Source organism: Pseudomonas grimontii (assembly GCF_007858185.1).
GTDB lineage: Bacteria > Pseudomonadota > Gammaproteobacteria > Pseudomonadales > Pseudomonadaceae > Aquipseudomonas > Aquipseudomonas grimontii.
Genome location: NZ_VFES01000008.1, coordinates 201,815 through 226,053, shown reverse-complemented (window position 1 = coordinate 226,053; position 24,239 = coordinate 201,815). Strand labels below are relative to the sequence as shown.

The 24,239-nt window shown below is 62.3% G+C and carries 25 protein-coding genes; 4 read left to right on the top strand and 21 right to left on the bottom strand.

Annotated features, from left to right (window positions below; genetic code table 11):
• Nucleotides 1–91 precede the first annotated feature (91 nt).
• Nucleotides 92–580 carry an Hcp family type VI secretion system effector gene (locus tag FIV39_RS14945; RefSeq protein WP_065948050.1) on the bottom strand — a complete coding sequence of 163 codons (489 nt, stop codon included), beginning with the start codon at nucleotides 578–580 and terminating at the stop codon, nucleotides 92–94.
• A 186-nt stretch (nucleotides 581–766) separates the two neighbouring features.
• On the opposite strand from FIV39_RS14945, the gene FIV39_RS14940 reads away from it, so the two are divergent.
• Entirely contained in the window at nucleotides 767–1,681 is a 915-nt protein-coding gene (locus tag FIV39_RS14940; protein ID WP_090406271.1) for an NAD synthetase, read from the top strand.
• Entirely contained in the window at nucleotides 1,678–2,238 is a 561-nt protein-coding gene (locus FIV39_RS14935) for a hypothetical protein (protein WP_146371542.1), read from the top strand. Before FIV39_RS14940 ends, FIV39_RS14935 begins: the two co-directional genes overlap by 4 nt.
• Nucleotides 2,239–2,249: 11 nt before the next feature.
• Here FIV39_RS14935 and FIV39_RS33475 read toward each other — a convergent pair whose 3' ends face one another.
• A complete protein-coding gene (locus tag FIV39_RS33475; protein ID WP_261384976.1) occupies nucleotides 2,250–2,375 on the bottom strand; it encodes a hypothetical protein in 126 nt (41 codons plus the stop codon).
• Nucleotides 2,376–2,561: 186 nt separating this feature from the next.
• On the opposite strand from FIV39_RS33475, the gene FIV39_RS14930 reads away from it, so the two are divergent.
• The gene (locus FIV39_RS14930) at nucleotides 2,562–3,476 is read left to right on the top strand and encodes an NAD synthetase (protein WP_090406275.1); all 915 of its coding nucleotides are present in this window, start codon (nucleotides 2,562–2,564) and stop codon (nucleotides 3,474–3,476) included.
• Nucleotides 3,473–4,045 carry a hypothetical protein gene (locus FIV39_RS14925; RefSeq protein WP_090406277.1) on the top strand — a complete coding sequence of 191 codons (573 nt, stop codon included), beginning with the start codon at nucleotides 3,473–3,475 and terminating at the stop codon, nucleotides 4,043–4,045. The genes FIV39_RS14930 and FIV39_RS14925 overlap by 4 nt, the downstream gene beginning before the upstream one ends.
• Before the next feature lie 3 nt (nucleotides 4,046–4,048).
• On the opposite strand, the gene FIV39_RS14920 is transcribed toward FIV39_RS14925, so the two are convergent.
• The 19 genes from FIV39_RS14920 to FIV39_RS14825 all read right to left on the bottom strand — a co-directional run bounded on the left by FIV39_RS14920 (nucleotide 4,049) and on the right by FIV39_RS14825 (nucleotide 23,923).
• Complete coding sequence (locus tag FIV39_RS14920; RefSeq protein ID WP_090406280.1) at nucleotides 4,049–5,383, bottom strand: LLM class flavin-dependent oxidoreductase; 1,335 nt, start codon at nucleotides 5,381–5,383, stop codon at nucleotides 4,049–4,051.
• A 160-nt stretch (nucleotides 5,384–5,543) separates the two neighbouring features.
• Nucleotides 5,544–5,966, bottom strand: a complete 423-nt coding sequence (locus FIV39_RS14915; RefSeq protein WP_090406283.1) for a RidA family protein — start codon at nucleotides 5,964–5,966, stop codon at nucleotides 5,544–5,546.
• Between the two features lie 11 nt (nucleotides 5,967–5,977).
• Entirely contained in the window at nucleotides 5,978–7,561 is a 1,584-nt protein-coding gene (locus FIV39_RS14910) for a flavin monoamine oxidase family protein (protein ID WP_090406286.1), read from the bottom strand.
• Between the two features lie 12 nt (nucleotides 7,562–7,573).
• Nucleotides 7,574–8,497 carry an ABC transporter substrate-binding protein gene (locus FIV39_RS14905; RefSeq protein ID WP_090406289.1) on the bottom strand — a complete coding sequence of 308 codons (924 nt, stop codon included), beginning with the start codon at nucleotides 8,495–8,497 and terminating at the stop codon, nucleotides 7,574–7,576.
• Nucleotides 8,498–8,515: 18 nt separating this feature from the next.
• Nucleotides 8,516–9,289, bottom strand: coding sequence for an amino acid ABC transporter ATP-binding protein (locus tag FIV39_RS14900; protein WP_090406292.1), 774 nt, complete (start codon nucleotides 9,287–9,289; stop codon nucleotides 8,516–8,518).
• Complete coding sequence (locus tag FIV39_RS14895) at nucleotides 9,282–10,247, bottom strand: amino acid ABC transporter permease (protein WP_090406295.1); 966 nt, start codon at nucleotides 10,245–10,247, stop codon at nucleotides 9,282–9,284. Before FIV39_RS14895 ends, FIV39_RS14900 begins: the two co-directional genes overlap by 8 nt.
• 15 nt (nucleotides 10,248–10,262) lie before the next feature.
• On the bottom strand, nucleotides 10,263–12,656 hold the full coding sequence (locus FIV39_RS14890; protein ID WP_090406297.1) for a TonB-dependent receptor plug domain-containing protein: 2,394 nt from the start codon (nucleotides 12,654–12,656) through the stop codon (nucleotides 10,263–10,265).
• Nucleotides 12,657–13,710: 1,054 nt separating this feature from the next.
• Nucleotides 13,711–15,933 carry a type II secretion system secretin GspD gene (gene gspD / locus FIV39_RS14880; RefSeq protein ID WP_090406301.1) on the bottom strand — a complete coding sequence of 741 codons (2,223 nt, stop codon included), beginning with the start codon at nucleotides 15,931–15,933 and terminating at the stop codon, nucleotides 13,711–13,713.
• Entirely contained in the window at nucleotides 15,930–16,454 is a 525-nt protein-coding gene (locus tag FIV39_RS14875) for a general secretion pathway protein GspN (protein ID WP_090406304.1), read from the bottom strand. The genes gspD and FIV39_RS14875 overlap by 4 nt, the downstream gene beginning before the upstream one ends.
• Nucleotides 16,451–17,062, bottom strand: coding sequence for a type II secretion system protein GspM (gspM, locus tag FIV39_RS14870; RefSeq protein WP_024076406.1), 612 nt, complete (start codon nucleotides 17,060–17,062; stop codon nucleotides 16,451–16,453). The genes FIV39_RS14875 and gspM overlap by 4 nt, the downstream gene beginning before the upstream one ends.
• Nucleotides 17,037–18,080 carry a type II secretion system protein GspL gene (locus FIV39_RS14865; RefSeq protein WP_090406307.1) on the bottom strand — a complete coding sequence of 348 codons (1,044 nt, stop codon included), beginning with the start codon at nucleotides 18,078–18,080 and terminating at the stop codon, nucleotides 17,037–17,039. Before FIV39_RS14865 ends, gspM begins: the two co-directional genes overlap by 26 nt.
• Entirely contained in the window at nucleotides 18,077–18,802 is a 726-nt protein-coding gene (locus FIV39_RS14860) for a general secretion pathway protein GspK (protein WP_090406310.1), read from the bottom strand. The genes FIV39_RS14865 and FIV39_RS14860 overlap by 4 nt, the downstream gene beginning before the upstream one ends.
• Complete coding sequence (locus FIV39_RS14855; protein ID WP_090406312.1) at nucleotides 18,799–19,428, bottom strand: prepilin-type N-terminal cleavage/methylation domain-containing protein; 630 nt, start codon at nucleotides 19,426–19,428, stop codon at nucleotides 18,799–18,801. The genes FIV39_RS14860 and FIV39_RS14855 overlap by 4 nt, the downstream gene beginning before the upstream one ends.
• The gene (locus tag FIV39_RS14850) at nucleotides 19,425–19,793 is read right to left on the bottom strand and encodes a type II secretion system protein (protein WP_090406315.1); all 369 of its coding nucleotides are present in this window, start codon (nucleotides 19,791–19,793) and stop codon (nucleotides 19,425–19,427) included. The genes FIV39_RS14855 and FIV39_RS14850 overlap by 4 nt, the downstream gene beginning before the upstream one ends.
• Nucleotides 19,790–20,221, bottom strand: coding sequence for a type II secretion system protein (locus FIV39_RS14845; RefSeq protein WP_090406317.1), 432 nt, complete (start codon nucleotides 20,219–20,221; stop codon nucleotides 19,790–19,792). Before FIV39_RS14845 ends, FIV39_RS14850 begins: the two co-directional genes overlap by 4 nt.
• A 9-nt stretch (nucleotides 20,222–20,230) precedes the next feature.
• Nucleotides 20,231–20,656 (bottom strand): type II secretion system major pseudopilin GspG, encoded by a 426-nt coding sequence (gene gspG / locus FIV39_RS14840; protein ID WP_024076412.1) that lies wholly within the window; start codon nucleotides 20,654–20,656, stop codon nucleotides 20,231–20,233.
• Nucleotides 20,657–20,676: 20 nt separating this feature from the next.
• The gene (gene gspF / locus FIV39_RS14835) at nucleotides 20,677–21,879 is read right to left on the bottom strand and encodes a type II secretion system inner membrane protein GspF (protein WP_090406320.1); all 1,203 of its coding nucleotides are present in this window, start codon (nucleotides 21,877–21,879) and stop codon (nucleotides 20,677–20,679) included.
• Nucleotides 21,876–23,606 (bottom strand): type II secretion system ATPase GspE, encoded by a 1,731-nt coding sequence (gspE, locus tag FIV39_RS14830; RefSeq protein ID WP_090406324.1) that lies wholly within the window; start codon nucleotides 23,604–23,606, stop codon nucleotides 21,876–21,878. Before gspE ends, gspF begins: the two co-directional genes overlap by 4 nt.
• 92 nt (nucleotides 23,607–23,698) lie before the next feature.
• On the bottom strand, nucleotides 23,699–23,923 hold the full coding sequence (locus FIV39_RS14825) for a hypothetical protein (protein ID WP_090406327.1): 225 nt from the start codon (nucleotides 23,921–23,923) through the stop codon (nucleotides 23,699–23,701).
• Between the last annotated feature and the right edge of the window lie 316 nt (nucleotides 23,924–24,239).

The following is a 24,239-nucleotide window of genomic DNA, read 5'->3' as shown; positions in this document are numbered from 1 at the left end:
CTTCGCACCCCAACGCGGGACAAGCCCGCTCGCCACAGGAGATGTGTCAGGGTTTGAAAAGTTGCATAGATACCTATGCCCTCTCAGCGCATCACACTTTGACGTTCTGCCGAATATTCCAGCCAAACTTCACCGGCCCACCGTCCTTGGCGCCGTCGGCTTTCTGCGGCTGATAGCTGACGTCGACGGTGGCGAAGTTCAAGGCGATGCTGTCGTACAACACATCATCGGCCGTTTCAGCGCGGGTGCTGTAGGACACCACCATGACCTCCTTCAAAGTGATTACCAGATATTCCACCGGGCTGGCTCCGCCGGCCTTGCGCACCACCAATTTGGCTTCGGGGTAATGCTTGCCGGTGGCACAGGCCATCATCAGGTTAGGGCTGGATTTATCCAGGGGTTTGGTCAGGTTCAGGTTGGCAAAGTCGGCCTTGCCCGAGCCGCCTCCCGTGCCGGAATGCATCGAGCCTGTTTGCGATAAACCCCAGCCCCAGTTGGTAATGTCGATCTCGTCACGATGGGCTTGGTCCCGCGATTCACCCTTGATATCGCCCAGTTTCAAAAACATATCGACTGCCATGTTGGCTCCTTGTCCTGTTGTGCGTCGGGAGTGACGTGGGGCGCACTGTTCCCGAATCGAGACGGTGCTCACAAGATGGCAAAGCGGGATCGGGAAGTGCCTGTCTTGAAATGACGAAACGTCCGACATTAATTTGCGCCACTACGTCTTTACCCTCTCGACTCCCAAAAACCCAGGAGTTAAGGAATGACGACCGCCTTGTTCAACGATGGATTCCCCTCGGCCCACCGTACCACCCGCCAACGCATTGAAAGCAGCATCGACCTGCGTCGACTGTTCTTCGCCATCGACAGCGACCCGGTGCTGATTGGCGCGGGCGTGGTGTATATCGATGAGAACTTCAACGTGGTCACGCTGCGTGAGTTCCAGGCGATTTGCAGTGTGCGGCCGATCAAGGTGGTGTTGCGTGAGGCACCCAGGTCTGTGGGGGCGGTGGAGTTCAAGCGGATGCTGGAGCATGAGCCTCGGGAGTCGAAATTGGTGGCTGAGGCGCTTGGCACGGCGGTGACGTGTGGGGGGGCGGTATTGAGTTGGATAGTAGTTACGAGTGGAGTGATGTTGATGCCGTTTACGGCGGGGACGAGTGTGGTGATTACGTTTATCGGTCAGGCGGCCCTGGCTGCCAGCATCACCCAATGCATCGTTGGATTAGGTCGAACCAGCGTAGAGGCGTTTGCTCCGCAATACCTTGATCAATTGGATAACGAAGCCTGGTATCAGGCCGTTGACGCAACGCTGGATGCCATTGCATCACTTGGCGTCGCCACCTCGGCTTGGACCACAATCAAAACAGTAAATACAGCAACGAAAGTCACCGGCAAGCCACTCAGACAGGTACTGAAAGGCTTGAACCGACAAGAGCGAGCAAAACTGAATGACGAGCTGCTCAGGCTTCAGGACCCTCGATTAACGCTAAAACTGCTCAAGGTGAAACAAGCCAATAGAGTATTGCCAAAACGAATCAGCGCCACGGAAATGCAACTTGCTACCGTCAACCATATAAGAGACGCCTTGGCTGCAACCCTGGGTTTCGCTAGCAGCTCAATGCCAGGAAACATCAAAACATTGGCTATTGGCATCTACGAAGAAGCCAGCCAATGAGCAAGCGTAAAACGGCAAAAGACCTCGGGGAACTTGGTATGGATGAAAAATGGAAGGATTGGAAAACACTAACGTCTGAGGAGCGCGCTTACGCATATTTCCACTTTGAAAATCCACGAAAATTCAGGAGACGCTATGCACTAGTGATTGGAGCCGATCTACTTGCCGGCTGCTTCACGATCGCGATGACTGCCGTCTTACTGTTGGTGACCTTTCTCTCAAGATTCCCGGAAGGCCTGGCAATCAAAATCTTTTTTTTCGGCAGCGTCACAATGGGCGTTGTCCTCTTTTTTTCCAAGATTCAGGTGACCCATGGCCGAATTCACTTGGTATGGATTAGTGTCGGTATTTACATTATTTGCTTACTTATTTCCCTGCCCGCGATAGCGTACCGTCCACCGCTTTTTCTCTACGTCATGTCCCTGCTCAGCCCGCTGATAGGTCTGCTAATCCTCAACAGCAACCGCTGCCGCGAACTGCGCCACAAGATGGTAGAAATCCGCCGCAAGCGCGAAGACATCATCGCGCCCCTGAAAAAACAAGGCCGCTGGAAATAGTGGTACCCCCCCTACCCCACCGCCTGATCGTTCCCATCATTGGGTTTGGTGAGTGAATAATGGGTTTGTGGCGAGGGAGCTTGCTCCCGCGATTCACCCTTGATATCGCCCAGTTTCAAAAACATATCGACTGCCATGTTGGTTCCTTGTCCTGTTGTGCGTCGGGAGTGACGTGGGGCGCACTGTTCCCGAATCGAGACGGTGCTCACAAGATGGCAAAGCGGGATCGGGAAGTGCCTGTCTTGAAATGACGAAACGTCCGACATTAATTTGCGCCACTACGTCTTTACCCTCTCGACTCCCAAAAACCCAGGAGTTAAGGAATGACGACCGCCTTGTTCAACGATGGATTCCCCTCGGCCCACCGTACCACCCGCCAACGCATTGAAAGCAGCATCGACCTGCGTCGACTGTTCTTCGCCACCGACAGCGACCCGGTGCTGATTGGCGCGGGCGTGGTGTATATCGATGAGGACTTCAACGTGGTCACGCTGCGTGAGTTCCAGGCGATTTGCAGTGTGCGGCCGATTAAGGTGGTGTTGCGTGAGGCGCCCCGGTATGTGGGGGCGGTGGAGTTCAAGCGGATGTTGGAGCATGAGCCGCGGGAATCGCGGTTGGTGAGTGAAGCGTTGAATACGGCGGTGACGTGTGCGGGGGCGATACTGAGTTGGATGGTGGTCTGGAGCGGAGTTGCGTTTATGCCGTTCACTGCGGGGGCAAGTGTGGTGATTTCCTTCGTCGGCAAAGCAGCTGCTGTGGCCAGCTCTGCGCAATGTCTTATCGGATTAGGCAGAACCAGTGTTGAAGCATTCAGCCCGCAGACTATTGATCGTCTCGACAGCGAGGATTGGTATCAAGCTGCAGTCGCTGTACTGGACGGTATCGCATTGCTAGGAGTCGCTACATCTGCCTTAACGACAGCAAAAACTATCAATCTAAGTACGAAAGTAACGGGAAAACCCATTCAGCAAGTGTTGAGAGGGCTTACCCGGCAAGAAAGAGTAAAGCTGAATGATGCACTGCTCAGAATCCAGGACCCGCGACTGACAACGAAACTGCTCAAACTAAAAAAAGCCGCAGGAACCACCAGCAAGCGCATCAGTGCGGCACAAATAAAACAAGCCACCATCAATCACATAAGAGATTCATTGGCTGCGACCTCAGGGTTCATGAGCAGCGCGATGTCAGGCAATGTTCGTACGCTCACTGTCGGTCTCTATGAGGAGTTCGATCAATGAAAAAGCAAAGAGCGCTAAAGGCCCTGGAGAAGTTGGGCCATGACACCAGCGTTAGCTTGCCTGACTGGAAAACGATGAGTGGAAAGGATTTTTTCTACTCTATTTTTTATATAGAAGATCCACGACCGTGGCGCAAACGTTACATGCCAGTCATCGGAGGGTGGATGCTTGCCGGGTGTTTTAGCATTGCCCTGACTGGCGTCCTGATAATGGTTACCTATCTTTCAGGAGCCCCAGAAGCTTCTACGTTGCGTAATTGGTTTTTTGGCGCAGTAGCGATAAGCGCGGTGTTTTCCATTGCGCAATTTGAAGTGCTCTACGGCCGCATTCATTGGGTCTGGATAAACGTCGCGATCTACCTCCTTTGCCTGCTGATATCCCTACCCGCCATCCTCTGGCGCCCCAACACCTATCTCTATGCACTGGCCCTGCTCTGCCCACTTGTCGGCCTGCTAATTCTCAACAGCAACCGCTGCCGCGAACTGCGGCAAAAGTCGGTGGAGTTACGCCACAAACGCCTAGCCATTATCGCGACCCTGAAACAACAGGGCCGCTGGAAATGGTGGTGACCCTCAGGCCGCCTCGCTCCTTGCAGCCGTATGCCGATTCACCGGCACCGGCAAGCCCAGATGCCCACGCAACGTGTTGTGGCTGTACTCACTGCGAAACAACCCGCGCTCGCGCAACAATGGCAGCACCTGGTCGGTAAACCGCGCAAAGTCATCCGGCGCGCCGACGTGGATATTGAAGCCATCCACCGCGCCTTCGACAAACCAACGTTCAATCTCATCCGCCACGGTCTTGGGCGAGCCGACAAAGCTGGAAAACGGCTTGGCAAAACGCAACGCCGCCTCGCGCAGGGTCAGGCCCTGGTCGCGGGCGACTTGCTTGATGTTTTCAGCATGCCCGCGATAGCCATTGCTGCCCAGGTCGCCCAGGTCGGGGAAGGGTTCGTCCAGCGGGTACTGGCTGAAGTCGTGGTAGTTGAACGGCCGCCCCAACTGCACCAGTGCCTTGTTCAGATCCAGCTCGCCATTGCGTTCGCGGTCGATGGCCTGGGCTTGCTCGTCGGTGTCGGCAATGATCGGCGAAATGCCCGGCAGGATGGTCACGTGGTCGGGGTTGCGTCCGGCGGCGGCGGTGCGTTGTTTGATGTCGCTGTAATAGGCCTGGGCGTCCTCGAAGTTGCCCACGCCGGCAAAAATGCCCTCGGCATAGTGGGCCGCCAGGCTGCGTCCGGATTCGGAAATGCCCGCCTGGAAAATCACTGGCTGGCCCTGGGCTGAGCGCGCGATATTCAACGGCCCGGTCACCGAGAAGAACTCGCCGTGGTGATCCAGGCGATGCTGGCGTTGCGGGTCGAGGAACACACCGCTGGCCTTGTCGCGCACGAAGGCGTCGTCTTCGTAGGAATCCCATAGCCCTTGCACCACTTCCAGGTGCTCGGCCGCGCGGCGATAGCGCTCGGTGTGGTCGATATGCTGCTCACGGCCGAAGTTGCCGGCGGCGCCTTCCAGACCGGTGGTGACCACGTTCCAACCGGCGCGGCCGCCGCTGATCAGGTCTAGGGAGGCAAACTGCCGCGCCACATTGAAGGGTTCGGTATAGGACGTGGTCAGGGTCGCCACCAGGCCGATCTTCGAGGTGGCACCGGCCACGGCCGAGAGCAGGGTCAACGGCTCCAGGCGGTTGAGAAAATGCGGCGCCGAATCCGGGGTAATGTAGGGGCTGTCGACGATGAACACCAGGTCGAACTTCGCCGCTTCCGCCTGCTGCGCCTGGGCGCGATACCAGTCTATATCCACGCTGGCATCGCCGGGGATTTGCGGGTGCAGCCATTCGTTCTGCGCGGTGCCGACGCCGGTGAGGATGGCACCGAATTTGAGTTGCCGGGGTGCTGTGGACATAGGGATCTCTCCATAATGAACATGAGGACTAACTGGCAAAAAACGGATCAACTGGTGGGAGGGGGCTTGCTCCCGATAGCGTTGGTTCAGTCACCTTCTGCATCACCTGACACACCGTTATCGGGAGCAAGCCCCCTCCCACACTGTTCAACCGCGTGCATCAGGCTGTTCGGGCGGCGATGGCTTCGATTTCCACCAGTGCACCGGGCAAGGGCAAGGCCACGACCTGCAACGCCGTGCGCGCCGGCTTGTTCGGCTGCTGGGGGGTGCCGAAGAACTGCGTATACCCACGCTGCAACCCGGCGAAATCCAGCTTGCCGCCCGTTTCCTCGGCGCCGACCAGGAACACGCGCAACTGCACGATATCGCCCAGGTCCAGGTCTTGTTGCCGCAGGACAGTACGCAGTTTGTTGAACACCGAAACCGTCTGCACCTCGGTGTTGCCGTAGACCCCTGGAACGTTTGAATCAGCCAGGTCCGGCAAGGTGCCGCTGACGAAGATCAGGCTGGCGGAGGCCGGCACGGTGACGGTCTGCGAGATCGGAAAATCGCCGACGCTGGTGCGTCGAATGCTGTCGCTCATGGGTGTGTTCCTTATGAGGCGGCCACTGCCGCGAGGTGTGTTTGTCGGGTCACGCGCTCAGCCAGTTGCGCGACCACATGCCGCGCCGAGTTGGCCGCCGACTCCTGCCAGATGCCCACGCCGCTTTGCACCAGGCCGTCGCCGGCGAAGTACACACGGCCGTGGCCCTGTTCGAGCAAGGCGCTGGCATCGGCCGGGAAGTGTTCACGTTGCAACCACGGGCCTTCGCTGAAGGGGATCTGTTCCCAGGACACCGCCAGCGGGTGGCGCAGGTGTTTGGAATAGCCCGGATGCAGCAACTCCACGGCCTCCTTGGAGGTGGCGTACTGCTGGTCGAACGATCGCGCGCCAAACACATCGGCGCCCTCCCCGGTCACGTAGCCTGCGACCAGCAAGCCCTCGCGGGTGTTGAGGTCGTTGCTCGGGTACCAGAGCAGGCGCGCCGGGTGTTCGATCCACGACAAGCCGCCGTAGGTGCGGTAGTCGGTTTCCCAGAAGCGTGGGGATTGCCACGCCACCTTGGTCGCCTGGTCGCTGCGGGTGCTGAGCAAGGCGGCCTTGATCGGGTCGCTGAAGTCGGTGTCGAGCTTGGCCAGCAGCGGCAGCGGCAAGGTCGAGACCAGATAGTCGGCGCGCACCACCTGCTCGCGACCGCTGCGTTGGTCGTGATAGGTCACGGCCACGCCGTCTTCCAGCTGGCGGATCCGGCGCACCTGGGCGCCCAGTTGCACGTGATCGCTGACGCGCCGGTAGAAGGCGTCGGTGATGCGGTCCATGCCGCCCACCGGCTGGAACATGGTCGCCGAGAATTCCGGGAACTCGGTGTGCAGCAAGGCGCCCCACAGCTCGGGGTGCAGCAGTTGGTCCAGTGCCAACGGGCTGCGGCTGGCGGGCAAGGCGCCGGGATGTGCCGGGGATTCGAGGTGCCCCGAACGGATCGTGCCCTCAAAGGCCAGCTCTTGGGACAGGTCGCCATACACGTGCAAAAACCCCAGCAAGCGCGTGCGTTCCTCGGCGCTCAGCACATCGTCGAGGGCATCACGCTGCACCGCTTTGGCCAGCAACCCGGACAAGTGCCCGCGCGCATCATTGATCGCCTGGCCGACGGTGAAAGCCGGCTGGTTCACATCCGGCCGCACCTGGGCGCCATGGCTGCTGTTGACCAGTACTTCCAGCGGCACCCCCAGCTCACTGCAATAATCGAGGATCGTGCGGTGCTGGCTGGGAATCCGTGCCGGCCCGGCGTTGAAGTAATGCCCCGGCTCGAACGCGGCGGTCTGCGTACGGCCATCCTTGTAGTCCACGCGGTCGCCATGGCGGATTGTCCAGGTACGACCGCCGACCCGCTGACGGGCTTCCAGCACCTGCACGCTGAACCCGGCGCGGGTCAGTTCGAGGGCGGTGACCAGCCCGGCAATCCCGGCGCCCAGCACCAGCACACGGGTGCCCTGCCCCAGGCCGTCCTTGAGCTTCAACGGTTGCGGCCGCCGATGCGATGACGGCCCCAGGCCGAGTACCGCGAGTGCATCCTTGACGGCTTTTTCGCCACCTACCGCAGCGATGCTCGACAACGCTTCACGTCGTGTCAGTCCCATGTCGATTGCTCCTTAATCCGGCAGGCCCGGTGGGTTGATCAGCGATTTGTCGACGCGCTCAACATCCAGGCCCCAGCGTTGCAGCACCTGCGCGTATTGGCCGCCGGCAATCGCGCCTTCCAGGGCGGTGTGGATCGGTTTGACCAGGCCGTTGTCCTTGCGCGTGGTCACGGCAATGTCCGCCTGCAATGGCCAGCCGCCGTTCACCGTGCCGACGCGCTTGATGCCCCCGGTAATCGCCGCCGAATAGGCGTACACCGAGTTAGGCCCGAACAGCGCATCGCTGCGCCCCGACTGCACCGCCAGCTGCCCGGCGGCCTGGTCGTCGAAGTACTGCAACAGCGCAGGCTTGAGGCCGGCCTTTTCGTTGGCCTCGTTCCAGGCCAGCAGGACTTTTTCCTGGTTGGTGCCGGAACCGACGATGATCTTCAGCCCGGCAATATCGGCTGCCTGCTTGATCTCGCTGATCTTGCTGGTGCTCTTGACGTAAAAGCCGAGCACATCCTGGCGATAGGTGGCGAAGTCAAAGCGTTTCTTGCGCGCCTCGGTCACGGTGACGTTGCTGATCACCGCGTCGTACTTGCCCGAGCTGACGCCCAACGGCCAATCCTCCCAACTGGTCTGCACCACATTGAGTTGCAGGCCGAGGCTGTCGGCCACCAGTTGCGCGGTGTCGGCTTCGCTGCCGATGGTGGTCTTGTCGTCGCTGGCCAGCAGCGCCAGGGGCGGCCCGGCCACGCCGGACACGGCCACGGTGAACGTGCCCGGCTGGGCGAACTTGAAGCCCGGCGGGATCTGCGCAATGGCCGCTTCGTTACGCGGCACATGGATGCGCGGACGGTCGGGGCTGAGGTCGACCTGTTGCACGGCGAATGCGCTTTGCGCGGCACTGACGGCCAGCGCCAGCAGGGCCACGCGGGTGGTGTTGATGAACATGGGCAGTCACTCCTTGAACTAAAGCACCTTGCCGAGAAAGGCTTTGGCGCGGGGATGTCGGGGTTGGCGGAAAATCTGTTCGGGCGGACCCTCTTCGATCAACTCGCCGTCACAGAGGAACACCACGTGGTCGGCCACTTCACGGGCAAAACCGATTTCATGGGTGACGATCACCAGGGTCACGCCCAGTTGGGTCAGGCCCTTGATCACGTCGAGCACTTCGCCCACCAGTTCCGGGTCGAGGGCCGAAGTGGGTTCATCGAACAGCAGCACCTTGGGGTCCAGCGCCAGTGCGCGGGCAATCGCCACGCGTTGTTGCTGGCCGCCGGAAAGCTGGCGTGGGTAGGCATCGACCTTGTCCGCCAGGCCGACCTTGGCCAGCAGTGCCGTAGCCTTGGCCTGGGCGTCGGCCTTGCTCCAGCGTTTGTGCGCCAGCGGCGCCTCGGCGACGTTTTCCCAGGCGGTGAGGTGCGGGAACAGGTTGAAGTTCTGGAACACAAAACCGACGTCGATACGGCGCTTGAGAATCTCGCGTTCCTTGAGCTCGTAAAGCAGGTCGCCCTTGCGTCGATAACCCACGTATTCACCGTCGATGGTGATGTGCCCGCTGTCGATCTTTTCCAGGTGGTTAATGGTGCGCAGCAAGGTGGACTTGCCCGAGCCGGACGGTCCGAGAATCACCGTGACCTTGCCTGGATCGATGGTCAGGTCGATGTCTTTCAACACCTGTTGATTGCCAAAGCGCTTGCCCACGCCCTGGATCTGGATACGGCCGGCACGGGCTTCACTCATGGCTTTTCTCCTTCAACCAGCGGCGCACACGTTGCAACGGCGTGGGCGGCAGCACCCTGGCCGTACCCCGTGCGAAATGACGCTCGACGTAGTACTGGGCGCTGGTGAGCACGGTGGTGATGATCAGGTACCAGACGGTGGCGACGATCAGCAGCGGGATCACCGCCTGGGTGCGGTTGTAGATGACCTGCACGGTGTAGAACAGCTCCGGCAGGGCCAACACGTAGACGATGGAGGTGCCCTTGACCAGGCCAATGATTTCGTTGAACCCCGACGGCAGGATCGAGCGCAGCGCCTGGGGCAGGATGATCCGGAAGATCCGCCGCGAGGCCGGCAAGCCCAGGGCTGCCGCCGCTTCATGCTGGCCGGCATCCACACCGATCAGGCCGCCGCGAATGATCTCCGCCGCGTACGCCGCCTGCATCAGGCTCAGGCCCAGTACGGCCACGGTGAATTGGCTGAGCACGTCCACCGTCGACCACTCGGCGAACACCGCGCTGGTGAACGGCACACCGAGGACGATGTGGTCGTACAGGTAGGCGAAGTTGTAGAGGATGATCAGCACCAGCAGCGCCGGCATCGAGCGGAAAAACCAGATATAGCCCCAGGCCAGGGCCGCCAGCAGCGGCGAGCCCGACAGCCGCGCCAACGCCAGCGCAGTGCCGAGGATGGCGCTGAACACCGTGCTCAGCAGCGTCAGCAACAGCGTCTGGCCGAGGCCACGCAGCACCGACGGCGAGAAGAACCACTGGCCGAACACGCCCCACTCCCAGCGCGGGTTGGTGGCCAGGGAATGCACGATGGCGAGCAGCACCAGCGCGGCAAAGATCGACCCGGCCCAGCGCCAGGGATGCCGCGCGGGCACCACCTGCAGGGCTTTGATCGGTGTGGACACACGGGCCTGGCGCACCGCGCCGGGCGAGTCAATCAGGTCATAGGATTTGGCAACGATGGGCATGGTGTATTCCTCGGCCTAGAAGGCATAGGTCAAGCGGGTGTAGTAGTACCCGCCGGTAAAACCGTAGGGCGAATAGGTGCCGTAGCTGCTGACCATGGTGCTGCTCGGTACCCCTTGTTTTTTCGGGTAGACGTCGAACAGGTTCTTGGCGCCGATGGCCACGTTGAGGTCTTTGGTGAGGTTGTAGCCAAGGTCGAGGTCGGTGATCCACTTGGCGCTGTAGACCCGGTCGAGGCTGCGGTCATCGGAGACGTTGACCTCTTTGTAAGAGCCGTAGCGGGTCAGGGCCAGGTTGAGGTTGAAGCGCTCGATGCTCCAGTCGCCACCGAGAATCAGCTTGGTGCTGGGCTGCACGCCGGTGATCAGGTTGCGTGCCTGGCGGTCCATCAGGTCATAGGCCGTGCCCAGGATCGTGGTGGATTCCTTGTAGCTGAGGATTTTGGTCTGGTTCCAGTTGAACGCGGCGGTCCATTTCAGCGCGCCATAGTGGCCCAGGTCCTGGCTGTAGTTGCCGACCAGGTCCAGGCCTTTGGTGCGGGTGTCGGCGCCGTTGATGAAGTACTGGCCGCCAGAGGTGGAGGTGATGCCATTGCCTTGCAGCACCTGGGTGATTTCCGGGCCGAGCAAGGTGCCGGTGAGGGTGATGCGGTCGCGCAGGTTGATCACGTAGGCATCGGCGGTGAAGCTCAGGCGATCGGTTGGGGTCAGCGTGAAACCCAGGCTGAAGTTGGTGGAACGCTCGGGTTTCAGTGCCTGCGCCCCCAAGGCTTGGGCAGCGGCCGAACCTACCGGCAGCACGCCGTAGTTGATCGATTGGTACACGCCATCGACCACGCCATAGGTGGTGGACCGCGCACTGAACAGGCTGTTGGCCAGGGATGGTGCACGGAAGCCATTGCTCACGGTGGCGCGCACCGCGAACTGCGGGGTGAAGTCGTAGCGGGTGGTCAGCTTGCCGCTGCGGGTAGCGCCCACGCCCTGGTTGTAATGCTCGTAGCGAAACGCGGTGCCCACGTACCACTCCGGCACCGGGTTGAAGCCCACGTCGACGTAACTGGCGAGGCTGTTGCGCGAGGCGCTGCTTTCTTCATCCGGCGAGATGCCGTTAGTGACCTGGGCCCCGGACGACGCACAGTTACCCGGTGCCACGCAGTAGCCGCCGTTGGCATAGGACTCATAGTCACCGGCCTGCACCTCGTAGGTGTCGCGGCGATGTTCGAAACCGTAGCTCAGGTCCAGCGGCTTTTGCAGGCCGATGTCGAAGCCGCGCTTGAAGTCGAGGTTGGTGGTCAGCTCGGTGGAAATCCAGGTGCCGGAGGTGAAGCTGTTCGGCGTGGCCTCGCCCAGGGACGGGTTCTGGTTATGGGTGGTGCCCTGCTCCGCCGCGTTGCGCCCGTAGGTGGTGGACAAGTCCCAGTCCCACGCGCCGAGCGTACCTTTACCGCCGAATGCGGCCTGGAAGTCGTCCTCGTCGATATACCAGGTCGGCGTGTAGCCGCCGGGGTAACCGTTCGGCCCCGTGGTAATGGTGTTGGTGATGGTCGGCAGGCGGAAGTTCTGGCCCTGCTCGGCCTTGCGCCGAGAATAGGTGGTGAAGGAATACAGGCTGAAACTGTCATCGACCGGCAATTCGGCGTTGTAGCCCAAGGTCAGCAGGTTGGTCTTCGGTGTGCCATAGCCGCCGTAGGTGGCGCGACCCGCCTGCTCAAAGGCTTGGGCGTAGGTGTAGCCATTGGCGCTGGCCTTGTTGTCATCGTTCTGGCTGCGCGCGTCCAGCGCCAGCTGCACGATGCCGCCGTTGCCGATCTCGAAGCCCTTGTTGAGGCTTTGCTGCACGGTCTGTTTCTTGCCGTCATAACCCTGGCCGATGTTGGTCACCGACGTGCCGCTGGTGTCGGCCTTGAGGATCACATTGATGACCCCGGCGATGGCATCGGAGCCGTACTGGGCGGCGGCCCCATCGCGCAGGACTTCGACGTGGTCGATGGCGCTGATGGGGATCAGGTCCAGGTCTGCCGGCGCGGCACCGGTGTTGATGCCGTTGATGTTCAGGGTGGCCGCGGTGTGGCGGCGCTTGCCGTTGACCAGCACCAGCACTTCGGCGGCGCTCATGCCGCGCAGGTTCGGCGCACGGGCAATACCGCTGGCGTCCCAACCGGTTTTTTCCGGTAGGGTCAGCGACGGGATCACCGCGCTCAATGCCTCCATCAAACCGGGCTTGCCGGTGCTTTGCAGTTGCTTGGCGCTGACCACATCGATCGGCACCGGGCTGCTGGTAACGGTGCGTTGTTCGGCGCCACGGTTACCGGTGACCACCACGGTGGATAGGGTGCTGTCGTCCTGGGCCTGGGCGGTGTTGGCCAGGATCGCCAGCGCCAGGATGGCGGTCGGTTGTAAGGCTTGCTTCATAGCCACTCCAGACATTCCAAATCGCGAAGTCGGGCAGTCACGCGGGCGGGCGCGGTGCTCGGTTTTTTCAGGGGTGTTGCGGCGATTGGGGGACTAGGTGTGACGCTGGGTTTGAATTGGCAACATACGTTGAACTCCCTTCCAACGATTCTGCCGCGGGGATGATCACCCGGTTATGGCGCGCAGAATCTGAATCACGCTGGGTACCATCCGAGGTCAGGGGTAGGCTGTTGCGATCAAACATAACGGAATGGGTTTTGAAAATATAATGCTGTTTTGGTATAAGCTAATATTCTCTAATTTTATTATTTTTTAGTTTTTTTATTCATATAAATAATGTCTTTTGAGATTGGCCTTTAGCTCAGGCCGAGGTCTACCTGATGTAGGGAGATCAAACTGTGGGAGGGGGGCGACGATTCGACTTGCCCCCGATATAGGCAGGGGGTCAGCTACAGATGCATCAACTGACACTCCCCCATCGGGGGCATGGGTATCTACACAACTTTTCAGCCTCTGACAAATCTCCCTGTGGCGAGCGGGCTTGTCCCGCGTTGGGCTGCGTAGCAGCCCCAGTAAAGCAGAATGCGGTGTATCAGAAACTCCATAGCGGCTGTTTTGGGGCCGCTACGCGGCCCAACGCGGGACAAGCCCGCTCGCCACAGGGGAACTCGCCAGTCTCTGAAACTTGTGTAGATACCTATGCCCCGATGAGTATGGGTATCTACACAACGTTGTATTAGCCAACGCTAACCACGATGCGAAGCGAGCCGCCCTTGATCTTGCTTTAGATCTTGATCTCAGGCGCCCCGTTAAACCACGCTGGCCGGAATTCGATAGTGATTTGGGGCACACCGAGCCTGGGCGAAGTGCCGAGTGGTGGGGCGAAGCGTTTTGCTTACTTTTGCACTGTTCAAAAGTGAGTCGCTGTAAAAGCGAAACCCTAAGTGGCCGTTACCGCAGCAACGGATATGTACTCGGTCTGATCCAACATCCTGGTCGGCTGTCAGGCCGCCATCGGGGGCAAGCCCCCTCCCACATTTTTCCCCGCGTTCTCTCAGTTAGCCGGCTTCAACAACTGCATCTGCTGGCGATAGTCATCCGTCACCTGCCGCGCCTGGCTGCTGCTGGTAATCACCCTCGGGGTAATCAGCACAATCAATTCCGTGCGGTCCTTGGACTTGCTGGTATTGCCAAACAACCAGCGCAACCCCGGAATTTTCCCAAGGTAAGGCACCGCACTGACACTCTCCGCATTGTCCTGCTTGATCAACCCGCCCAGCAGCACCGTTTGCCCACTCTGCACCGCGACCTGGGTCGACACCGACCGCGTGGAAATACGCGGATTCGTCGGCGTATCGCTGCCAGTGGACGCCTGGTCCTGGGCATCGCTGACCTGCTGTTGGATATCCATGTACACCAAACCACCCGGATTAATCCGCGGCACGACGTCAAGAATCACCCCGGTCTGCACATATTCAACACTGCTCAACGTGGTGTCGGAGGTGCCGGTGTTGACCGTGGTCTGGCTGATCGGGATGTTGTCGCCCACCTGGATCTGCGCCGGTTGGTTGTTCATCACCACCAGCGACGGCGCCGACAGCACCTGGGTGCGGCCGTTGGTTTCGAGGGCATGCAGGGCTACTTGCAGGTTGGAGCTGACGAAGGAGTAGAACAACGAATCCGTCGCGCCCAAACCTGCCCCGCCGCCGCCCAACGCGCCTTGGCTGCCAGCGGTGTTGCCCACCGTGGTGCTGGTGGAGTTGCCGGCCAGGCGGCCGAGGTACCACTGCACGCCAAGGTCCAGTTCGCCGGTGAGTTTGACCTCGAGGATGCGCGTTTCGATCTGCACTTGCAGCGGTGGGTTGTCGAGGCGTTTGATCGCCGATTCGATCTCTTTCCATTGCACCGGGCGGGTGCGGACCAGCAGTTGGTTACTGCTTTTTTGCGCGGTGATCCGGGTGCCGGCGTCGAGGCTTTTGGCCGGGGCGTCGTCGGTCGCGCCCTGCTCGGCGGTGTCCTGCTCGGCGTCGGGCGCTGGCTCCTCGTCCTCAGCGGCGGGTGGGTTGCCATTGAGGTTGTTGCTCAGGCCACCCGGCGTGCTGCCGGAGGTGCTGTTGGTGCCCGGCGAGGACAAGGTCGCGGTGCGCAAACCGGGGGCGACCTTGGCCGGGGTGTCGTCCTTGATCGCGCCCGTGCCGTAGATCTGCCGCAGGTACTTGGCCAGGTCAGTGGCCTTCATGTTGCGCACATCGTAGACGTACATCTGCGGCTCGTTGCCACCGCCTTCATCGATGGTATGGATCCAGTCGCCGACTTCGCTGAGGTACTGCGGCTGCGACGAGATCGCCACCACCGAGTTGGTCCGCTCGATGGGCAAGAAGCGCACCATGCCGGCCAGGGGCATGCCGCTGTCGGGGCCGAACATTTTCTGCAGTTCGGGCATCAGCTCGGCCACCGACGCGCGTTGCAGGCCGAACACGCCCACCGACATGCCCTTGAGCCAGTCCACGTCGAAGGTGTCGATGGTGTCCTGGTAATTGGCCAGTTCTTCGGGAGTGCCGGCCAGGCTCAGCACATTGCGCGCCGGGTCCACCAGCAGGAAGGCGTTCTCGCGGGCGAACGGCTTGAGCAGTTTCTGCATCTCGGTGGCCGAGATATAGCGCAACGGAAACAGGCGTGCAGACAAACCGCTGGACGGCTGCGACACGCGCATCTCCGGCACCAGCTTGCCCGCCACTGCCTGATTGGCCGGCAGGATCACATAGCGGTTGCCCTGTTTGATCATGGCGTTGTCGGTCCACGACAACAGGGTCTCCAGAATCGACAAGGCCTGCTGCTTGTTCACCGGCTTGGACGTGGAAAAGCTGACATTGCCCTTCACACCCTGGGCGATGCTGTAGTTCTCGTGCAGCAGGTCGCCCATCACGCTGTTGATCACGGCTTCGATCGGCTGGTCGGCGAAGTTGAACACGATGTCGCCGCTGCCCTCTTCCTTGGCGGCCGAGACCGCTGCCGGTTGGCGCACGAACTGCTGGTTGCCGCGTATCAACTGGCGCTGGGGCGGGGTCTTCGCCTGGGGTTGGCCGCTGTCGACCGGCGCCTGTTCGCTGGCCGGGTCCACGGGTGGTCGTTGCGAACCGGTGCCCTGCATCGCCTCATGCAGCAGGGCCTCGTCCGGGTCGAGATGCTCGGGGAAGGTGCCGCAGCCACCGAGGGAAACGGCGGTGGCCAGGCACAACACGGTGGTGCGCAAGGCGCCAGGGAAAGTATCGATCAAGGGGTGGACTCGTGAGGAAGGGTAATCGGGGGAGTGCTGGACGGCGGCGGCAAACGCAGGGCACGCAGGCTCAGGGTTTGGGTGCGACCGTCGAGTACAAAGCGGGCATCGCGGGGCGTCAGGTGTTCCAGGCGCCAGCCGTTGGGCAGGGTCTGGCCCTGGTGAACTTTGAGCGGCGGGCCATCGGCACGCTTGAGCAACGCCACGCGCAGGTCGCCGTCGAGGACGATACCGGTCAGCACCAGGCTCGACAGGCTGGAAACGGCGGCTTGGCCCACCGCGCGGTCAGGGCTGCGGTCGGGGCTGAACAGCGGCGTTTGCCAGGTGCCGGCCAGGCTTTCGAGGGTCGCGCTCGGCGCCACCAGCACCTTGGCGGCGGTAGTGGCGCGGGCATCGGGGTCCGGCGCCGGCAACCACTGCGGCGCATCGCCGATGCTGCTGAGGATGCCGACCATCAGCAGGCCCAACAGCCCGGCCACACCGAGCAACAGCCATTCCAGGGGACGCAATACATTGATCATCGTTGCACCTGCCGGGCGGCGGCCGGTTGCAGGTAACCGCGTACCAACAGGTGCACCACCAGTTGCCCGGCGCCACCGCTGGCCGGCGCGTTCGGTGGGCGGCGAATGCTCATCTCATCGACAAACAGAAACGGCCGTTGGTACTCCAGCTCATGCAGGATCGCGGTCAAGGGTTCGATGGCGCAGTTGAGGGTCAGGCTGACCTTGACCTGGCGATAGGGCTCGGCATCGTCCTGCTCCGGGGTGATGGGCATGCGCTGGGTCAGGCTGCAACCGCCACCGAGGCCGGCGCGGCTGTTGATCAGGTCGGCGATGCGTTGCATCAGGTCCGCCGCCACCGCGCTCGGGTCGTCGCCGGGCAACAGGCTGGTGCTGCTGGCCGGGTCCTGCCGCGCTTGCTCCAATTGCTGGCGCAGGCTGTCGCCCTGGCGCAACACACCGGCGTAGCGTTGCTGCTGTTCACGCAACTGCTCGGCTTGCTCGCCCATGCTGCGCAAGGGGCCGGCGAACCAACTGTCGATCAACAGCCAGTAACCGGCGCCGAGCACCAGGGCCAGGGCGATCAGGGCCGCGCCACGGCGTTCACGGGGTGTCAGTGGTCGGCGCATCAGCGGCCTCCTGGTGCAGGTGGGCGCGCAAGGAAAATTGATCCTTGCCGGTTTGCGCATCGGGTTGGATCACCCCTTCGAACTGGGCGTTTTCCAGGCTGTGGCAACCCTTGATCCGAGTGATCAAGGCACTGGCCTTGGCGCTCTGCCCGGAGAAGGACACGTCGGCGCCGTCGTTGACTTCCAACTGGTCGAGCCAGGTGTCCGAGGGCAGGCACGCGGTCAGTTCGTTGAGCAGCGCCGCCAACGGTGGTTGGGCGGCCTTGCGGCGAATCAGGTACTGGGCGGCGCCACGGGTATTGAGCAATTGCTGGCGCAGGGCCTGGATCTCGGCGACCTGGGCTTTCTGCTCGCGCACACTGTGCTGCATGGCATCGAGCACGCGCTGGCGGTCGTCGAGCCACAGCAGCATCGCCGCAATCAGCAAGGCGCCGCACAACCACGGCAGGCTGCGTTGCAGGCCCTTGCCCTGGGGGCGCTGGCGGGGACGCAATGGCGCCGGCAGCAAATCGATGCCCATGGGTTTGCCTGCGCTATCGGCGACATCCACCGCATGGGGCTGCAAGCCGAGGGCCGCGCAGTCATTGAGGATCTGGTCGAGACGCTCACGCAGGATCGCCACCAGCGTGACGTGCAAATGCGTGGGGGTGCGGCGCTCCTGGCGCGCGACAAAGTACAACTGGGCAGCGTCGAACGGCGTGAAGCGGTCCAGTTCATAGCCGACCACCGTCGACAGGTTGCGCGCCGTCGCCGGGGGCAACTGCAGGGTTTGCACCAGCACTGTTTCCGGCGGCAGCACCAGCACCTGACGCGCTTCGCCAGGCAGCTTTTCGACCGGTGCGGTCAGCGGCCAGGCGTAGACATGCTCGGGGATATCGGCGAACGACAACCACGCCGGCAGGCAGCCACGCAGCTCCTTGAGCCACAGGCGCCAGCCCAGTTGCAGCAGGCTGCCGCGCCAGCGCTGGGTGATGGGCTGCGCCAGCGACTGAAGCCGCGCGGTTAACTGTTCGTTCATTCTTGCCAACGTAAGACTCGATAAGGTTGTGCGCTGCCTTGCGCGGGGCTCAATAACACGGTGGCTTGCACCTGGGCGTGGTAACCACCGGGGCGTTGGGCGCGGCTGCTGACCACCAGCACGTCGCCGGGATCGGCACCCACCGCGCTTTGGTGCGGCAGGTTCAGTGCGCGGCGCATCAAGGCACTGGCGAATGCCGGATCGGGCCGGTCCAGGCCGCTCCACAGGCTGATCTCGGGCACCAGTTCGCTGTACAGCGCCTGGGTCATGCCCGGCAGTTGGCGCACTTCTTCCACCACCCGAAACGGCGCCAGGCCCTGGTTACGCCGCACCTCCAGGGCTCTGGCGAGTTGGTTGGCCTGGGCCTGGGTCGCACCGCAGGCCAGGGCCAGGCGGGCAAAATCACCCACCTCGGCGCTGTTCAAATACAGCTTGCCGCGCTCGCTGTGCAGGCTGACGCGCAGCTGCGCATCGTCGAACACCAGCGGGATTTCACGCCCGTCGGCAATCCACTGCTTGCGCTGCAACGGGTCGGCGACGGCTTGCATCGCCAGCGCCACCCCGGCCTCGGCCGCCAGCACCGCCTGGGTGTGCTGGCGGTGCCAGGCGGCCTGGCGTGTTTCCAGTTGCACCCAACCGGCCAAACCGCCGAGCAACAGACTGAGCAAGGCCAGCACCCACAGCACCAGCAGCAGGGCCACACCGCGTTGATGCTGGATCATTCGGGTGCCCCGCCGGACAGGTTCAGGCGCAAGGCAACCACCTGGGTCACCCACGGCACCGGGCCATTCACCCGCGCGTCAATCCGCACCGTGTAAGGCAGGCGCTTGGTCCACGGCCACTCGCTGATCCAGCCGGTGGCCTGGCCCTTGGGCGACACCCCGCGATAGCTGAATTGCAGGTCCTCGACCCCCTTCAACAACACCTGCGGCTCACTGCGCGAGGCCGGGACGCTGACTTGCGCCGCGGACTCAAACCGCGCGAACGCCACCTGCAAGTCGCGCTGCGACTCAGGGCCCACCAACTGCAAGGTGAAGCGCTGAATCCCGCCACCAAGCACACCGGGCAAGGTCGCGACAAACTGCATGCGCTGCGGCCCACCGGCAAAAAAACCATCGGTCTGGCTGTCGTCCTCGGTCACATCCAGCGGCAACGCCTCGCTGATGGCGGTGCGCAAAAACTGCTGCGCGGCACGCATTTCATCCAGGCTGACCGTGTAGCGCTGGGCCTTGAGCACGGCGCGATTGGCGCCCAGCAACGCGCCGCCGACCAGGGTCAGCAACACCCCGAGCAGGCTGAGTACGATCATGATCTCAAGCAAGGTAAAGCCCTGCTGACGCGCCTTCACAATCCGGCCCCGACGCCGGCAGCGCGCAGTTTCAAGGTGCTGAAACTGGCCTGGCGCGGGCCTTCGCTGACGGTGAGGTCAAGCCTGAACAAATGCGCCTGACCAATGCGGCTGGGCTGCTGGGCGATACGCAGTTGCCAGGCGATACCGTTCAACTCGCCCTGGCGTGTGCCGCTGGCCAAAGGGCCCATGCCTTCCTGATCCATCACACTCAAGGCGGCATGGGTCAGGCGGTCGCTGTGGGACACCTGCAACAACGAGCGCGCGCTCTGGCCGAAGGCGACCAGCAGCACCGTGCTACAGATCGCCATCAACGTCAGCGCGGCGAGCATTTCCAGCAGGGTAAACCCCGCCTGGCGCTTCATGGCAAGGCCTTGGACTGCACGCTGCCAGTCAGCCAGCCGATGTCGATGCGCCAACGCCGACTGCCGTTGGCCAGCAACACGTGGCCGCCGGTGGAACTGCCATCGGGGTAGAAATCCACCGCAGCGCCGGCTTGCTCGGCAGTGTGCAGGGTCACCTGCAGCCCGGCCGGCCAATACTTTTTCGGACGGCCCGGCGCCTGCACGCTGAGGTTGCGCAAATCGAACAACGTGCTTTCGGTGGTGCCACTGACAATCGCCCGCGCCCGCGTGCTGCGCAATGCCTCGACCACCTGCCCGACGGCCTGGCGCTCTTTGGCGGCGCGCAGGCCCTGTTGCAGGCCAAACCCTACCAACCCGGCCGCGATGCTGATCAAGACGATCACCACCAGCATCTCCAGCAGGGTAAAGCCGCGTTGGGCGTTGGCCATGGTCGTGGGTTATTCCCAGTTGCCCAGGTCGGCGCTGTAGCCTTCGCCGCCGGGCTGGCCGTCCTGGCCGTAGAAAATCAGGTCGAACGCACCGTGCTCACCGGGGAAGCGATAGCCGAAGGCATGGCCGAACGGGTCCTTGAGGTCCGACGGCTTGGCATACGGCCCGGCCCAACCGGCGCTGTTGCCCGGCTTGTCGACCAGTTGCTGCAGGGTCTTGGGCGGCGAGCCGACGTCCAGGCCGTAGCTTTCGATCTTCATGCTCAGGCTGGCCAGTTGGGCCTTGCCCGCGCCGTATTTGCCCTTGTCCACATTGCCGCCGACCTGGCGTACCACGATGGTCGCGACGATGCCCAGCAGCACGATCACCGCGAGCATTTCCAACAAGGTAAAACCGCCCTGGCGGCGGGCGGGCTTGAATCGGGTATGGCGCATCAGCGTGTTTCCTTAAGGGTTCATATATTGCTGGTCAGGCTCATCAGCGGCAGCATGATCGCCAGCATGATCACCGCCACCAGCACCGCCATGACCACAGTCAGGGACGGCACCAGCGCGGCGAGCAGGCGGTCGATGCCGCGTTTGGCTTCAACGTCGAACACTTCGGCGACCTTGAGCAGCATGCTGTCGAGTTCGCCGGCCTGTTCGCCGACTTCAATCATTTGCAACGCCAGATCGGGCAGCAGCGGTTCGCTGCCGAAGGCACTGGCCAGAGTGCCGCCGCCCTTGACCGACTCGGCGGCCTGGGCGACCTGGGCTTGCAGGGCGCGGTTGGTGCAGACCTGGCGGGCAATCACCAACGCTTGCAGCAGCGCCACGCCGTTGCTCAGCAGCGTGCCGAGGGTGCGCGCCAGGCGGGCGGCTTCGACCCGTTGCAGCAACGGGCCGATAATGCGGATACCCAGAACGCGGCGGTCATAGCGTTCGCGGCGCTGGGGATCGCGCAAGCGCGCGGCCAGGGCCCAGGCGCCGACAACCAACCCGGCCAGCACCGCCAGGCCGTAGGCCCCGAGGAATTGGCCGAGGCCCAGGATCACCTCGGTGATCAGCGGAATCGGCACGCCCAGGTCCTTGAAGATCGGCACGAACTGCGGCACCACGTAGGCCAGCAGCAGGGCCAGCGAACCGAGCACGCCGACCACCAGAAAGGCCGGGTAGATCAGCGCATTGATCACTTCGCCCCTGAGTAACTGGCTGCGCTCCAGGTAGTCGCTGAGCTGGCGCAGGGTGTCTTCGAGGGCACCGCCCGCCTCACCGGCGCGGACCATGCTCAAGTACAGCGGCGAGAACTGGCTGCCCTCCGCCTCCAGCGCCTTGGATAGCGGCTGGCCGGCCTTGACCTGTTCGCGGATGCGCTCGATCAACGCACGGGTCTGCGGCTGGCCGGGCTGCTTGAGCAGGATGCCCAGGGAGCGTTCCAGCGGCTGGCCAGCCCCCAATAGCGTGGCCAACTGTTGAGTGAAACTGACCAGCGCCGCGCCGTTCAACTGACCCCGGCCAAAGGCCTTGCGCAGGCCCTGGGCACCCGCCACCTCAATCTGCAACAGCAGCAAGCCGCGCTTGTGCAGCGCGGCGACGGCGGCGTCCTGGTCCTTGGCTTCGAGGGTGCCGTTTTGCGCCTGGCCCTGGCTGTCGAGGGCGCGGTATTTGAACAGGCTCACGCGCCCTCTCCCCGGGTGACGCGCAGCACTTCTTCAAGTGACGTGACACCGGCCACGGCCTGGCGCAGGCCCTCTTCATGCAAAGTGCGCAGGCCGCCACGACGAGCAGCCTGTTCGAGGGTGGCGGCGTCGGCCTGGCGCATCAACAGGCTGCGCAGTTCGTCGTTCATCACCAGCAGTTCGGTGATTGCACTGCGGCCGTGGTAACCGCCGCCCGGCGCATCGGCGCGGGGGCGATAGAGCATGATCGGGCGCTGCTCGGTAAACCGGTCGAGGCCATGTTCGGCGATCAACTCCGGCGGCGCTTCGAAGGCTTCGCGGGTGGCCGGGTCCAGGCGCCGTACCAGGCGCTGGGCGAGGATGCCGTTGACGGTCGAGGCGATCAGGTAGCTTTCGACGCCCATGTCCAGCAAGCGCGTGATACTCGCCGCCGCGCTGTTGGTGTGCAGGGTCGAAAGCACCAGGTGGCCGGTGAGGGACGACTGGATGGCGATGCGGCAGGTTTCCAGGTCGCGGATTTCACCGATCATGATCACGTCCGGGTCCTGGCGCACGATGGAGCGCAACGCGCCGGCGAAATCCAGGCCGATGGCCGGTTTCACCTGGATCTGGTTGATGCCCTCAAGTTGGTATTCCACCGGGTCTTCGACGGTGATGATCTTGCGCTCGGCGGTATTGAGCCGCGACAACGCGGTGTACAGGGTGGTGGTCTTGCCCGAGCCGGTGGGCCCGGTGACGAGCAGGATGCCGTGGGGCCGCTCGAGCACTTCGAGGAAGGTTTCCAGGCGCTGGCCATCAAAGCCCAGGCTCTGGAAATCGAACTGCACGGTCTGGCGGTCGAGCAAACGCATGACCACCGATTCGCCAAAACTGGTGGGCACCGTGGACACCCGTAAGTCCAGCTCCTTGCCCTGGATGCGCAGCATGATGCGCCCGTCCTGGGGCAGGCGCCGCTCGGCGATGTCCAGGCGCGCCATGATCTTCACCCGCGAAATCACCGCTGCCGACGAACTGGACGGTGGGGCTTCGGCTTCGTGCAGCACGCCGTCGATGCGGTAGCGCACCTTAAGCTGGTTTTCGAAGGGTTCGATATGAATGTCCGAGGCGCGATGCTCTACCGCGCGCTGCAGGATCAGGTTGACCAGGCGAATCACCGGCGCTTCGGAGGCCATGTCCTTGAGGTGTTCGATGTCTTCGAGGGCGCCGCCCTGCTCGTCGAGGTTTTCGATCAGGGTGCCCATGGCCGAACGGCCCTGGCCGTAGTAGCGCTCGATCAGGGTTTCGACTTCGTTGCGCGGGCCCACGGCCAGCCACACCGGCACGCCGCAGGCATAGGCCATGGCCTGGAACGGGTAGACCAGCGACGGGTTGGCGGCCAGCACCCGCAGGCCGCCCTGGCTCCAGCCCACGGGCACCACCTGGTAATGGCGCATGAAACGTTCGGTCAGTACCGGCAATGGGTCCAGCAGCGGCGGCGCAGCATCGGCCAGCAGCAGCGGTGCGCCGAGCAGGTCAGCCCAGGCACGGGCCAGTTCCACTTCCGAGACCAGCCCCAAGCGCGTGAGCAGGCCGAGCAACTCGGTGTCGCCGCCCTCCTGGGACAGGCGTCGGGCGCGCTCCAGGTCAACGGTTTTCAACCCGGCATGTTGCATCAGCCACGCGCAGACCTGATCGGTGTGCGGGATGTGCAGTTGGCAGGCATTGAGAGGCGTTGAGGAGCTGGGCATGGGTGACTATCTGAGGGGCTATGTTCTAAAGGGTTATGGGAAACCCTTGTGGGAGGGGCAAGCCCCCTCCCACAGGGGACCGCGTTTCCCCGTTAGTTCGAGGTCTTCGGCGCGGCCTGGCTGCCGTTCAGCGGCCGCCCACCCTTGGTGGTTTGCGCCTTCTGCTTTTTAACTGCCTTGGCGTCGTGGGCCTGGGTCAACACCGTGGAATCGGCAGCCCCGGATTTCGCATCAGCGTCCGTGGACTCAGCCGCCATCGCTGCGCCACTTAGCGCAACGCCCAGGACAACACCGGCACCCAACAGGGAAATCTTCATCAACTTTCTCCAGATCAAAAACAGCAGATAGCCCAAGTGGCGCCTTGAACTCGATCAAGACCCTACACCAAAGCGTTGTGTATGACAGCTTGTGTAAACATGGCACTTTAGAACTACCGAGCAATGCCACTAGTTAGCCACGACTCGACAAAATTCCTTAAACCAATCGACTGGTAGGTTTAGCCTTAGTTCCTGAACGTAAGAAATTATTTCTTATTTCACGCAAAAATTAGCTTTTGTTTGACTTCCAAGCGCAAGAATTGCCTTAATTATGCGGTTTTCGCGGTTCAAAATGCCACCTCGTGATATCGCTTAG

Coding starts and splice junctions, on each gene's coding strand:
- FIV39_RS14890 (WP_090406297.1), bottom strand. CDS start 12,656: ATGAAGCAAGCCTTACAACCGACCGCCATCCTGGCGCTGGCGATCCTG.
- FIV39_RS14865 (WP_090406307.1), bottom strand. CDS start 18,080: ATGAACGAACAGTTAACCGCGCGGCTTCAGTCGCTGGCGCAGCCCATC.
- FIV39_RS14825 (WP_090406327.1), bottom strand. CDS start 23,923: ATGAAGATTTCCCTGTTGGGTGCCGGTGTTGTCCTGGGCGTTGCGCTA.
- FIV39_RS14900 (WP_090406292.1), bottom strand. CDS start 9,289: ATGAGTGAAGCCCGTGCCGGCCGTATCCAGATCCAGGGCGTGGGCAAG.
- FIV39_RS14850 (WP_090406315.1), bottom strand. CDS start 19,793: ATGAAGCGCCAGGCGGGGTTTACCCTGCTGGAAATGCTCGCCGCGCTG.
- FIV39_RS14935 (WP_146371542.1), top strand. CDS start 1,678: ATGAGCAAGCGTAAAACGGCAAAAGACCTCGGGGAACTTGGTATGGAT.
- gspE (WP_090406324.1), bottom strand. CDS start 23,606: ATGCCCAGCTCCTCAACGCCTCTCAATGCCTGCCAACTGCACATCCCG.
- FIV39_RS14910 (WP_090406286.1), bottom strand. CDS start 7,561: ATGGGACTGACACGACGTGAAGCGTTGTCGAGCATCGCTGCGGTAGGT.
- gspM (WP_024076406.1), bottom strand. CDS start 17,062: ATGCGCCGACCACTGACACCCCGTGAACGCCGTGGCGCGGCCCTGATC.
- FIV39_RS14860 (WP_090406310.1), bottom strand. CDS start 18,802: ATGATCCAGCATCAACGCGGTGTGGCCCTGCTGCTGGTGCTGTGGGTG.
- FIV39_RS14915 (WP_090406283.1), bottom strand. CDS start 5,966: ATGAGCGACAGCATTCGACGCACCAGCGTCGGCGATTTTCCGATCTCG.
- FIV39_RS14930 (WP_090406275.1), top strand. CDS start 2,562: ATGACGACCGCCTTGTTCAACGATGGATTCCCCTCGGCCCACCGTACC.
- FIV39_RS14945 (WP_065948050.1), bottom strand. CDS start 580: ATGGCAGTCGATATGTTTTTGAAACTGGGCGATATCAAGGGTGAATCG.
- FIV39_RS14940 (WP_090406271.1), top strand. CDS start 767: ATGACGACCGCCTTGTTCAACGATGGATTCCCCTCGGCCCACCGTACC.
- FIV39_RS14875 (WP_090406304.1), bottom strand. CDS start 16,454: ATGATCAATGTATTGCGTCCCCTGGAATGGCTGTTGCTCGGTGTGGCC.
- gspG (WP_024076412.1), bottom strand. CDS start 20,656: ATGCGCCATACCCGATTCAAGCCCGCCCGCCGCCAGGGCGGTTTTACC.
- FIV39_RS14895 (WP_090406295.1), bottom strand. CDS start 10,247: ATGCCCATCGTTGCCAAATCCTATGACCTGATTGACTCGCCCGGCGCG.
- FIV39_RS14845 (WP_090406317.1), bottom strand. CDS start 20,221: ATGGCCAACGCCCAACGCGGCTTTACCCTGCTGGAGATGCTGGTGGTG.
- FIV39_RS14905 (WP_090406289.1), bottom strand. CDS start 8,497: ATGTTCATCAACACCACCCGCGTGGCCCTGCTGGCGCTGGCCGTCAGT.
- FIV39_RS33475 (WP_261384976.1), bottom strand. CDS start 2,375: ATGGCAGTCGATATGTTTTTGAAACTGGGCGATATCAAGGGTGAATCG.
- FIV39_RS14920 (WP_090406280.1), bottom strand. CDS start 5,383: ATGTCCACAGCACCCCGGCAACTCAAATTCGGTGCCATCCTCACCGGC.
- FIV39_RS14925 (WP_090406277.1), top strand. CDS start 3,473: ATGAAAAAGCAAAGAGCGCTAAAGGCCCTGGAGAAGTTGGGCCATGAC.